Genomic DNA, 12,299 nt, shown 5'->3' with positions numbered 1-12,299 from the left:
TCCGGATGAAACTGCAAACAGTATTCCGGAAAAGACAGATAAAACTATCTCAACATATCAGGAGGTCATACCATGTCCAGCCAACACCAGATCCCGTCCTATCTTACCCCGACAGAGACAGGTCCTTGGTCCGTTTACCTTGAGCAAATCGATCGTGTTACCCCTTACCTCGGCCATCTGTCGCGTTGGGTGGAAACGCTGAAACGTCCGAAACGTATCCTGATTGTTGATGTACCTATTGAACGTGATGATGGCAGCATTTCTCATTTTGAAGGCTATCGTGTACAGCACAACACCTCGCGCGGCCCGGGAAAGGGTGGCGTGCGTTTCCACCAGGATGTGACCTTGTCTGAAGTGATGGCCTTGTCGGCCTGGATGACAATTAAAAACTCCGCGGTGAACGTGCCTTACGGTGGCGCAAAAGGCGGTATCCGCGTTGATCCTAAAACTTTATCCCGCGGCGAACTGATGCGGATGACACGTCGTTATACCTCTGAAATCGGTATCATCATTGGCCCGGACAAAGATATTCCGGCGCCCGACGTCAACACCAACGAACAGACGATGGCGTGGATGATGGATACCTATTCGATGAACGAAGGCCGCACTGCGACTGGCGTTGTGACAGGTAAGCCGATTTCTCTCGGCGGCAGTCTGGGTCGCCGCGAGGCGACCGGACGTGGCGTGTTTGTGGTCGGTAGTGAAGCCGCAGCGAAACGTGGCCTGAATGTCGTCGGCGCAAAAATTGCAGTACAGGGTTTCGGTAATGTAGGCGGTATTGCTGCACGTCTGTTTGCGGAAGCCGGTGCAAAAATCGTCGCAGTGCAGGATCATGGCGGCACGATTTTCCATTCTAACGGTCTGGACGTGAACAAACTTCTGGCACACGTTGCTGAAAAAGGCAGTGTCGCCGGTTTCAAAGAAATTGAAGCAGTGCTGCCGAATGAAGAATTCTGGGCAGTCAATTGCGACATCATGATTCCGGCCGCGCTGGAACAGCAGATCACAGCAAAAAATGCGAACCAGATCCGTGCTTCCATCATCCTGGAAGGCGCGAACGGCCCGACGACACCTGAAGCCGATGATATTTTGCGCGACAAAGGCGTGCTGGTAGTGCCTGACGTGATCGCCAATGCAGGTGGTGTGACTGTGTCGTACTTTGAATGGGTACAGGATTTCTCCAGCTATTTCTGGACCGAAGACGAAATTAATCAGCGTCTGACCCGCATCATGCGTGATGCATTCAATTCAGTATGGCAGGTGACCGAAGATAAAAAAGTGTCTTTGCGTACGGCAGCCTTCATTATTGGTTGTTCCCGTGTATTGCAGGCACGTGAAGTACGCGGTCTGTATCCGTAATCTTTGCGTTGATAAGACGATGCGGCAGACGCTGCATCGTCTGCAATCGCCGTCAGGCGGTGTTTTTTGAGAGCGTAATACCCACGGTTCTGTATTCTCTGCCGGAATACAAAACCGTGGGTATTGTGCTTTTTTGTAATTATTTTTGAAATTTTCTGCAAAATAGCAGCCGGAACCGAATTAAATTTTGTAAACAGAGAGATATTTGGTTGAAACAAGGAAAGATTTTTCATTACTATCCTGAGCATGATTAAAAGGAGTTTGTATGAAAGCCGTTACCTGCCGGATGAAATTCTGGTCACTATGTATTCTCGCTCTTAGCTTTTCCCCCTCAGTGATGGCAGATACGCTCAGCCATATCAAAGAAACCCAGACAGTCACAATTGCGCATCGCGAGGCATCTTTGCCGTTCTCTTACATGACGGATGCCAAGGTACCGACCGGCTATGCCGTTGACATCTGCCACAAATTTGTCGAGGCCATCAAGAAAGAACTGAAAGCGCCGAATCTGAAGGTGCACTATTTGCTGGTGACTCCCAGTACCCGTATTCCTGCCATTGTTGAAGGTAAAGCAGATATGGAATGTGGCTCCACAACGAACAATGCAGAGCGTCGCAAGCAAGTCAGCTTCACGATTCCGCATTTTTTTGCCGCCACCCGTATGCTGGTGCGTGCTGACGCCGGCATTAAAAACTGGGTAGATCTGAAAGATAAAAAAGTCGTCACGACCAAAGGCACGACCACTGTGAAATTGTTACATGACAGGGATAAGGCGCGTAGCCTGAATCTGCGTTTACTGGAGGGCACTGATCACGCGGAGTCGTTCAGCATGGTTGAAACATTCCAGGCCGATGCGTTTCCTATGGATGACGTATTGCTGTATGGATTCCGCGCCAACAGCAAGAATCCGGAAAAATTTGCTGTCGTCGGCGACTCCTTATCGACAGAGCCTTATGCGATCATGTTGCGTAAAGACGATAATGCGTTCAAAGAATTGCTGGACCGTGAGATGGCAAGGATGATGAACGATGGCGAGTTGACTAAGCTGTATGAAAAATGGTTTAAGAAGCCAATCCCGCCTAAAGGTGCTAACCTGAATATGCCTATGGGCGTTTTGTTGCGGGACACAATCCGTTTTCCTAACGATAAAGTGGGTGATTATTAATTATCAAAAAGGACAGAACTTCGTCCTTTTGTGACAGGATTAGTCACTTTTTTCGATGAGATACGTGTTTTTACTTATTAAAATCGCCGAAAATAAGAATCTGCGGTGAAGTGGTTTTGATAAACTTTGCGTTAGCTGGATGATCTTTTGGTTTAACTTTGGGAGATAGTATGAAATTGATTAAAATTCTGGCGCTGATGCTCAGCGCAGGTGCGATTGCTGGTGCAGCACAAGCACAGGAAACCGGTACACTGAAAAAAATTAAAGATACCGGCACCATCACTTTGGGTGTGCGTGATTCTTCTATCCCGTTTTCGTATCTGGACGATAAGCAATCATATCAGGGTTATTCGATTGATTTGTGCATGAAGATCGTCAGCGCAGTGCAAAAGCAACTCGGTTTGAGCAGTCTCAATGTCAAACTCAATCCTGTCACATCCGCAACCCGTATTCCGCTGATGGCGAATGGCACGATCGATCTTGAGTGCGGCTCGACAACGAATAACGTTGAGCGTCAAAAACAGGTGGCATTTGCACCGACGACATTCGTTACAGCAAACCGTATCCTGGCAAAAAAATCCTCCAATATCAAAACGCTGGCTGACCTGAAAGGTAAAGCAGTGGTATCGACATCCGGTACAGCCAATCTGAAACAGCTGACCACACTCAATGCTGATCAGAATCTGGGCATGAATATTTTGCCGGCCAAAGATCACGCTGAAGCGTTCCTGATGGTGGAAACCGGACGTGCCGTTGCTTTCGTCATGGACGATATTCTGATGGCATCGCTGGCGGCTAATTCCAAGAATCCTGGCGAATATGAGATCAGCAAAGAAGCGCTGTCGGTAGAACCATACGGCATCATGTTGCGTAAAGATGATCCTGCCTTCAAGAAAGTGGTTGATACAGCGATCGGCAATGTTCTGACTTCGGGTGATATCAACCGCATCTACCACAAATGGTTCATGCAACCGATTCCGCCAAAAGGTATTTCTCTGAACTGGCCTGTTTCTGAGCAACTTAAAGCAGTGATGGCAAAACCAACTGATTCCGGTGAGCCTTCTGCTTACGCTGCAGTACCGGAAGCACAAAAAGCAGTATTGAAGAAGAAAAAATAATTTTTAGTAGTTGAGATCGAAGTCATCTTGACGGGGGGTGTTACTTGCCTCCCGTTTTATTTTTGGATGGCCGGCGAGCTGGCCGTGCATTTCCAGCGTTGCAGCTATCCGGTGTTCTGCACCTGGATACAAAAGATGTCACGACAGAGGAATACTGTGTCCGGACAATAAGATGATGGGTGTTTGTTTTAGGGGAGTAAGATGAATTACAACTGGAACTGGAATATTTTTTGGGAGGCTGCGCCTGACGGCAGCGGCACCTATCTTGATTCTTTGCTTTCCGGCGTGTTGTGGACCTTAGCCACAGCAGGACTGGCGTGGATTATCGCCCTGATTCTGGGGGCGATCATAGGTACGATACGCACCGCACCGAATAAATGGGCAGCAAAGCTGGCGAATGGCTACGTAGAATTGTTCCGTAACATACCGTTGCTGGTGCAAATGTTTCTCTGGTATTTCGTGATGCCGGAACTGGTACCGACAGAGATGGGCAACTGGCTCAAATCCATGCCGAATGCGCCGTTTATCACTGCCGTGCTGAGCTTAGGTTTCTTTACTTCGGCACGTGTTGCGGTACAGGTGTCTGCCGGTATTAACGCGTTACCACGCGGTCAGCGTATGGCGGGCACGGCTTTAGGGCTGACCTTGCCGCAAACTTACCGTTACGTGCTGTTGCCGATGGCGTTCCGCATCATCATTCCTTCACTGACGAATGAACTGGCGGCGATTATCAAAAACAGCTCGGTTGCGCTGACGATTGGCTTGATGGAACTGACAGCCAGTGCCCGCTCCATGCAGGAATTTTCATTCCAGGTATTTGAGGCATTTACTGCCGCTACTCTGATTTATCTGATCGTATCCGTGATTGCGTTGGTACTGGCCAACGTGCTGGAAAAACTGCTCGCAGTGCCCGGCTTCATCACTTCGGGTTCTGCCAAGACAGGAGGGCATTAATCATGTTTTCTAATTTCGATTTTGATGTCATCCAGCGTTCGTGGGTTTATCTTTTCACGACCGGCATGACATTCACGCTCAAGCTGACCTTCATGGCGATGATAGGCGGTACGGTACTCGGTACCATACTGGCAATGATGCGCCTGTCCAGCAATAAACTGATTTCACTGGTGGCAACAACCTATGTCAACATCATGCGGTCGATTCCGCTGGTGATGGTGATTTTCTGGTTTTACTTTCTGGTACCGTACATCGGTGCCTGGCTGACCGGTGCAACCGAGCCGATACAGGTGGGGGCGTTTTCGTCGAGTCTGATCACGTTTGTGATGTTTGAGGCCGCGTATTATTGCGAAATCATGCGCTCCGGCATTCAGTCGATTCCGCGCGGCCAGATCTGGGCCGGTTATGCACTGGGCATGAATTACTGGCAGACCATGGGACACATCGTGTTGCCACAGGCTTTCCGTAACATGATCCCGGTATTGCTGACGCAAACCATCGTGCTGTTCCAGGACGTTTCGCTGGTGTATGTATTGTCGATCACTGACTTTGTCGGTGCGGCATCCAAAGTCGCACAACGCGATGGCCGTCTGGTGGAAATGTATTCATTTGTCGCTGTCGTGTATTTCATTATGTGCTTTGGCTTGTCCAGCCTGGTGAAAAAACTGCAGCAGAAAGTAGCGATTATTCGCTGAGGATTATTCCCTGAGAAACGCCGGAAAAATAACGCGCTGCCAGGTTCTGTCGCCAGTACATTTTCCGTTACTTCTCTTGTTGAGATATTGGAGATAAAAATGATCAAATTAAATAACGTCAGTAAGTGGTATGGACAGTTTCAGGTCCTGACCGATTGCACAACCGAGGTTGCCAAAGGCGAAGTGGTGGTGGTTTGCGGCCCGTCCGGCTCAGGCAAATCGACACTGATAAAAACCGTCAATGGTCTCGAACCATTCCAGAAAGGTGAGATCACGGTGGAAGGTATTTCTGTCGGCGATCCGAAAACAGATTTATCCAAATTGCGCGCCCGTATCGGTATGGTATTTCAGAACTTTGAGCTGTTTCCGCATCTGTCGATACGCCAGAATCTGACACTCGGTCAGATGAAAGTGCTGGGGCGCTCGGAAGAGGAAGCAACTGAACGTGGCCTGAAATATCTCGACCGTGTCGGCCTGCTGGCACAGAAAGATAAATTCCCCGGTCAGTTGTCCGGTGGTCAGCAGCAGCGCGTAGCGATTGCACGCGCTTTGTCGATGGACCCGATTGCGATGTTATTCGATGAACCGACATCGGCGCTCGATCCTGAAATGATTAACGAAGTGCTCGATGTCATGGTTGGTCTGGCGCAAGAAGGCATGACGATGATGGTCGTGACGCATGAAATGGGTTTTGCGAAAAAAGTCGCGAATCGTATCGTCTTCATGGATAAAGGTGTGATTGTGGAGGATTGTAAGAAAGACGAATTCTTCACTAATGCGCGCTCTGACCGTGCCCGCGATTTCCTTGCGAAGATCATCACGCACTGATCACATCGTCGGCGCAGCGCTGCGCTGTCGTGTATTGATCGCGGTCTGAACAAAAAACGCATTCCCTCAAAGGAATGCGTTTTTCATATACACCCCCCTGTTTTTATAAAAAACGCCCTGATGTCAGCAAAAACAAAGGGTGTTTATAAATACTGGGGGGAGTATATTTTTATGCTTTCTGCGTACGGTCCGGAAAGGTAGAATGGCGGCTATCCGGAATTTTGCTACTGAAAGCCACCATGACGACTTCCCCACTTCAGACACTGACGATTACCCGTCCCGATGACTGGCACTTGCATCTGCGCGATGGCGATGCCTTAGCCAGCGTATTGCCGCATACCGCAGCACAATTCGCGCGCGCGATTGTGATGCCGAATCTGAAACCACCGGTCACGACAACGGAGCAGGCGGCCGCTTATCGTCAGCGCATCCTCGCCGCCTTACCAGCCGGAATGCAGTTTGAGCCGCTGATGACCTTGTACCTGACAGACAATACGCCGCCCGACGAAATTCGCCGTGCCAAAGACAGCGGCTTTGTACATGCAGTCAAACTGTATCCTGCCGGTGCCACCACGAATTCCGATGCCGGCGTAACTGACCTGAAAAAATGCTACAAGACGCTGGAAGTCATGCAGGAAGTCGGGCTGCCGTTTCTGGTGCATGGTGAAGTGACGGATGCCGCGATTGATCTGTTTGACCGCGAAGCCGTCTTTATCGAGCGCGTCATGCAGCCGCTGCGCAAAGACATGCCGGAACTGCGCGTAGTGTTTGAACATATCACCACCAGCGAAGCCGCAGCGTATGTGGCCGAGGCTGCCGGCCCAGTTGCCGCGACGATTACCGCGCATCATCTGCTGTATAACCGGAATGAGATTTTCAAAGGCGGTATTCGTCCGCATTACTATTGTCTGCCTGTATTGAAACGTGAAACGCATCGCCAGGCGCTGCTGAAAGCGGCGACATCCGGCAGCCCCCGTTTCTTCCTCGGTACCGATTCGGCGCCGCATCCTAAAGGGCTGAAAGAACACGCGTGTGGCTGCGCCGGTTGCTACACCGCGCTGCATGCGATGGAGTTGTACACTGAGGCGTTTGATCAGGCTGGCGCTTTAGATAAGCTGGAAGCTTTTGCGAGTTTCAATGGTCCGGATTTTTATCGTCTGCCACGTAACAGCGGCACGATCACACTCCAGCGCGAAGACTGGACTTTACCCGCAGAATTACCATTTGCCGGCACCACCATCGTGCCCCTGAACAGCGGTGAAACCATCCATTGGAAAATGCAGGCGGATTAAGTCGCATGCCATCGCGTTTTTTTGATCAGATCGACTGGTCGCAAGCCTGGTTTGCAACGGTACGTCCGGCGGCAATGCAGTTAGTTGCCGCGCCGGAGTGGCGTCCTGCACTGAATCGCATGGCGCAGGAAATGCACCTGCAGAATCACCGTTCGCTGCCGACGCAATTCATTCCGCAGGAAGATTTGCCGGAAGGCGTGGCGTACGAAGCGCATATCAGCGCGACAGGAAATGTGCCGACCCGCGAAAACCTGCATGATTTTTTTAATGCGCTGGTCTGGCTGACGTTTCCCCGGATTAAACGTCAGCTCAATGCCTTACAGGCGGCACAGATTGCTGAACTAGGGATAGGAAAATCACGTGGCCCTGCGCGTGATGCTGCAACGATTTTTGATGAAAATGCCGCCTTGCTGGTGGTGGAAAATTCCGCTGATGGCGATGCGCTGGTGGCGGCTTTGCGTCAGCATCAATGGAGCACGGCATTTATCGACTGCCGGGCACAGTTTGGTGTGCAAGCCGAAGTGCTGAGTTTTGGTCACGCCCTGATGGAAAAGCTGGTGCAACCGTATAAGGCGATTACGGCGCACAGCTGGCTGGTGCGCGTGGATGCGGATTATTTTTCTCTGAGTACGCCGGAGCGTTATGCCGTGATAGATCAGTTGGTCACGGCACAACTGCAAGCGCAGCCTCTAACGACAGCGGGTTATACACCGTTGCCGGTGCTGGGGATTCCCGGATGGTGGCATGCACAGGATCTGGCGTTTTATCAGGACACTCAGGTATTTCGTCCGGCGCGGCAAAACAAAGCGGAACAGGCTGCATAAATTTTGTCCGCTGTATCCGCTACATAAGCACATAAGCTGCATTGTTTTGCCCGGCACGTTCAACGCGACAGAGCGCTAAAGGCCGGAGATGACATCACCGTTTCAGTAGGCTGCACTGATGCGCTGTTGCTTCTGTTTTTGCAGCACAGTGCTCATCTCGCCAGATACTGCGATTTTCTGCGATCTCACTGACACAGGCCGTACGTGCGTCTGAGTACTCTGATCAGCGAGCTTAAACACACTGACCATTTGCGCCAGATTCTGCGCCTGATCCTGCAACGATACTGAGGCGGTGGCAGCTTCTTCCACCAGCGCAGAATTCTGCTGCGTCGTATCGTCCATTTGCGAGATCGCCTGATTCACCTGCGCGATACCGAGGCTTTGTTCCTGGCTGGCATTAGTGATGTCTTGCATAATCGCAGCCACTTGCCCGACGCTGTTGACAATATCGCGCATGGTTGCACCGGCCTGTTCGACCAGCTTGCTGCCCGTCTGCACCTGATCCAGCGAGTCACCGATCAGAACTTTGATTTCCTTTGCGGCTGCCGCGCTGCGCTGCGCCAGATTGCGCACTTCGGTCGCCACCACGGCAAAGCCACGCCCCTGTTCACCGGCGCGTGCGGCCTCGACTGCCGCATTCAATGCAAGGATATTGGTCTGAAATGCGATGCCGTCAATCACGCCGATAATTTCGGTAATCTTTGACGCTGAACTGTTAATACCATGCATAGTGCTGACCACTTCGCTGACGACAGCGCCACCTTTTGCCGCGACTTCTGATGCGGAAGCTGCGAACTGATTTGCCTGCCGCGCATTGTCTGCATTCTGACGTACCGTGGCGTTTAATTCTTCCATAGAGGCGGCAGTCTCTTCCAGTGCGCTGGCTTCTGCTTCGGTGCGTGCAGATAAATCCATGTTACCGGCGGCGATCTGGTTTGATGCCGAGGCGATGGTTTCGGTACCGGCTCTGACCTGACTGACAATCTCCGCCAGACTGTCGCGCATATTTTTCATCGCATACAGCAAGCTGCTGTGATCGCTGGATTCAATCTTGATATCGGTGGCCAGATTACCGGCAGCGATGTGGCGTGCGATATCTGCCGCATAAGAAGGCTCACCGCCCAGCTCACGCGTGATACTGCGGGACAGTAGCCAGGCGCAGATCACACCGCAGATCAATGCTGCCAGCGACAGCGCCAGAATCGCGTTTTTTGCGCTCTGATAATTATTCTGAACCGCGTTGGCAAGTTGATTCAGATGTCCGCGTTGTGCTTCCAGCAATTGCTGCACCAGCTCCTGATATTTCTTGGCTGCTGGCATAAACACCTGTTCGATAATCCGGTTTGCCTCATCTGCCTGACCGCTATTTTTTGCACGCAAAATATCTTCCCGTGCAGCGGTATAAATTTTCCTTTGTTCTGTAATTCCGGTGAACAAACGCTTCTCTTCATCTGTGACCAAAAGGGGCTCGATTTTGTCCCGCATTTCAGTCGCGCCCTTCATGGTGACAGACGCATCTTCAGAGAAGAAACCGGCAAGCGAGGGGTCACTGCTTTTTGCGATCGCCGCAGTACGGCGGACGCCAACCTGAATATAGCGATACCAGTCTGAAATCATGCGTTCTTTTGCCAGGGGCTGTTCCATCATTAGCTTAGTTTCTGAGGCGGTCAGTGCCAGTCGCCATTGCGCAAACCCGGTCGCAATAAATGCGAGCAACAGAATCATGAAAAAGCAAAGACCAAGCCGTGTGCTGATTTTTAAGTGATTGAGATTCATAGTAATAGACGTGCAGATACAGCCATTGTGAAAACAAATGGAGAGAATTAAAAATCAGAGTGTTGTCCGGGCGAAGAAAAAATATCCCGCAAAAAGCTACGGCAACGGGTAACGTTAAACAATACTGTTTGTACTTGTGTAACGTGAATTGTCATATCCGGCCGTCGCAGATATGAACAGCATTCAACAGGTAACGTGTGTAAGGACCGCTTATGACGGATAAGTAGTCTTATCCCACGTACTGTTGAATGCCAGCTCCGGCTAGTAGCAACTATCCGGAGGCACAGGCATCCTGATCAGGACGCTGTCTGCAGCAAATGGAATAACTGATCTTTCAGGCTGATACGGATTTTTTTCAGATTTTCTAGAGCTTCATCTGTCACGTGATCAACGTCATTTTCGGCACGATTGATCGCTTTGTCTGTTTCATCATATTCACCGAATAATTTTGCAAAGTGCGCGTTCTGCAATTTCAAGCTGTGAATTTTGTCTTTAAATTCAGGAAATTCCATTGCTAAAGGATGATGTTCTACTTGCATAAGTGCTCCAGTTAAAATAATAAAATGCCAGACAAGCTTTATGGTATCAGGTTCCTCTTTTTACATCGTGATATAGATCAATTCTCTCACAGTATGCGGGGCGTGCAAATGCGCTCAGGCGTTACTCAGTTCAGATGCAATGCAGGCTGACCGGCAGCGAGCATTGTTCCGGCTCGGTGTGTGCCTGGCAGCTTGAAAATACTGACTGCCTGCGTCAGCGCCATTGCCTGTTCCTCCATGCTTTCCGCAGCGGCGGCAGCTTGTTCCACCAGTGCCGCATTTTGCTGCGTCATTTCATCCATCTGGGTAATCGCCAGGTTCACCTGCTCGATACCGGAACTCTGTTCCGAACTGGCCGCTGTGATTTCACTCATAATATCTGCCACGTGCTGCACACTCTTGACGATTTCATCCATGGTTTTGCCGGCATTGTCGACCAGCACGCCGCCCTGATCGACCTTGCTGACAGAATCATCAATCAGTTGTTTGATTTCTTTGGCGGCGGTGGCGCTGCGTTGCGCCAGATTGCGTACTTCAGATGCAACCACGGCAAAGCCGCGGCCTTGTTCCCCGGCGCGCGCGGCTTCCACAGCAGCATTCAGTGCCAGAATATTGGTCTGGAAAGCAATGCCATCAATGACGCTGATGATATCAACAATCTTTTTAGAGCTGTCTTTGATTGACCCCATCGTCGTCACCACTTCTTTCACCACATTTCCACCCCGCACCGCGACCTGCGTAGCAGATACGACCAGCTGATTCGCCTGGCGCGCATTATCTGCATTTTGCTTGACGGTGCTGGTCAGTTCTTCCATGGAACTGGCGGTTTCTTCCAGCGAGCCTGCCTGTGATTCTGTACGGCCTGACAGATCCGCATTACCGCGGGCAATTTCCTGCGAGGCGACAGTAATGGTTTCGGTTCCCTGTTTGATCTGGGTCACCGTTGTCAGCAGGTTGTTTTGCATCTGCAGCAGCGAGCGCAGCAGATCGCCGAGTTCATCCTGTCCTTCGGCTTCCATACTGGAACTAAGATCGCTGTTGGCGATACGGTCGGCAAATGCTGCTGCATTCCGGATTGGGCCGATAATGCTGCGGGCTATCAGCCATGCCGCGACGCCGCCCAGTGCCAGCGTCAGCAAACCGATGATCAGCATACTGGTCAGCGATTTTTTGTAATTGCTGCTGGAAGCATCGTAAGTCATCTGCATCGCTTCATGCTGCTGCTTGGCCAGTTCAGATAATTCGTTCATCCATTTTTCATGGGGTACAACGAACTCCGTTTGCAGCAGGGCAGAAGCATCGAAGTAATTTCCCTCAACGACAAAATCATTGATTTTTTTTGAGATCGCCAGAATGGCTGTTTTCTGATCCAGCGCTTGCTTCAGTGTTTTCTGACCTGCCGCATCGTCAATGAGTTTTTTCGCCAGCGTCTCAGATTTGTCGTAGATTTCAAGTGTGTTGGCGAGCCGCTTCGATTCTGCCGCGGCCTCTGCCAGGTCGCGCGGCGAACTCATTTTTCTGAGTACCAGCGCTAAGGCACGGCCTTGCTCGCGCATTTCGGTAGCGGCATTCAGACTCGCCACTTTGGTCTGGAAAATATAATCGGTGGAACCCTGTAACTGGCTCATTTTATATAAGCCGAGTATCAGCAAGACCGTTGCAAACAGCAACACAATGCCAAAGCCCAGCATCAGACGAGTACGAATCTTGAGTTCGGTCAGGTAGTTCATGGTCAGTTTCTTTTCTATA

General features: G+C 50.7%; 11 protein-coding genes. 8 read left to right on the top strand and 3 right to left on the bottom strand.

Translation table 11 applies throughout. The annotated features are described in order from the left end of the window. The first annotated feature begins 72 nt into the window (after positions 1-72). From ACPAOP_RS04825 to ACPAOP_RS04790, 8 genes are all read left to right on the top strand, one after another. The gene (locus ACPAOP_RS04825; RefSeq protein WP_423681530.1) at positions 73-1,359 is read left to right on the top strand and encodes a Glu/Leu/Phe/Val family dehydrogenase; all 1,287 of its coding nucleotides are present in this window, start codon (positions 73-75) and stop codon (positions 1,357-1,359) included. 265 nt (positions 1,360-1,624) lie between these two features. Next, entirely contained in the window at positions 1,625-2,524 is a 900-nt protein-coding gene (locus tag ACPAOP_RS04820) for an amino acid ABC transporter substrate-binding protein (protein WP_423709507.1), read from the top strand. A 170-nt stretch (positions 2,525-2,694) separates the two neighbouring features. Then, complete coding sequence (locus tag ACPAOP_RS04815) at positions 2,695-3,642, top strand: amino acid ABC transporter substrate-binding protein (RefSeq protein WP_423681528.1); 948 nt, start codon at positions 2,695-2,697, stop codon at positions 3,640-3,642. A gap of 201 nt (positions 3,643-3,843) precedes the next feature. After that, positions 3,844-4,596, top strand: a complete 753-nt coding sequence (locus ACPAOP_RS04810; RefSeq protein ID WP_423681527.1) for an amino acid ABC transporter permease — start codon at positions 3,844-3,846, stop codon at positions 4,594-4,596. A 2-nt stretch (positions 4,597-4,598) separates the two neighbouring features. Then, a complete protein-coding gene (locus ACPAOP_RS04805; protein ID WP_423681526.1) occupies positions 4,599-5,291 on the top strand; it encodes an amino acid ABC transporter permease in 693 nt (230 codons plus the stop codon). Between the two features lie 99 nt (positions 5,292-5,390). Further along, positions 5,391-6,119, top strand: a complete 729-nt coding sequence (locus ACPAOP_RS04800; protein WP_423681524.1) for an amino acid ABC transporter ATP-binding protein — start codon at positions 5,391-5,393, stop codon at positions 6,117-6,119. Positions 6,120-6,358: 239 nt separating this feature from the next. After that, positions 6,359-7,411, top strand: a complete 1,053-nt coding sequence (pyrC, locus tag ACPAOP_RS04795) for a dihydroorotase (RefSeq protein ID WP_423709506.1) — start codon at positions 6,359-6,361, stop codon at positions 7,409-7,411. Between the two features lie 5 nt (positions 7,412-7,416). Then, on the top strand, positions 7,417-8,235 hold the full coding sequence (locus ACPAOP_RS04790) for a DUF3025 domain-containing protein (RefSeq protein WP_423709505.1): 819 nt from the start codon (positions 7,417-7,419) through the stop codon (positions 8,233-8,235). A 102-nt stretch (positions 8,236-8,337) separates the two neighbouring features. Here the strand turns inward: ACPAOP_RS04790 and ACPAOP_RS04785 are convergent, their stop codons facing one another. The 3 genes from ACPAOP_RS04785 to ACPAOP_RS04775 form a co-directional block, all read right to left on the bottom strand. Further along, on the bottom strand, positions 8,338-10,011 hold the full coding sequence (locus ACPAOP_RS04785) for a methyl-accepting chemotaxis protein (protein WP_423709504.1): 1,674 nt from the start codon (positions 10,009-10,011) through the stop codon (positions 8,338-8,340). Positions 10,012-10,307: 296 nt separating this feature from the next. After that, positions 10,308-10,550 carry a YdcH family protein gene (locus ACPAOP_RS04780; RefSeq protein ID WP_186897111.1) on the bottom strand — a complete coding sequence of 81 codons (243 nt, stop codon included), beginning with the start codon at positions 10,548-10,550 and terminating at the stop codon, positions 10,308-10,310. Between the two features lie 125 nt (positions 10,551-10,675). Further along, positions 10,676-12,280, bottom strand: a complete 1,605-nt coding sequence (locus ACPAOP_RS04775) for a methyl-accepting chemotaxis protein (RefSeq protein ID WP_423709503.1) — start codon at positions 12,278-12,280, stop codon at positions 10,676-10,678. Between the last annotated feature and the right edge of the window lie 19 nt (positions 12,281-12,299).

This window comes from Undibacterium sp. WLX3042, assembly GCF_049544825.1.
In the GTDB taxonomy this organism is placed as follows: Bacteria; Pseudomonadota; Gammaproteobacteria; order Burkholderiales; family Burkholderiaceae_D; genus Undibacterium.
The sequence above is the reverse complement of the archived record's forward strand: the minus strand, read 5'-3'. Positions and strand labels throughout refer to the sequence as shown.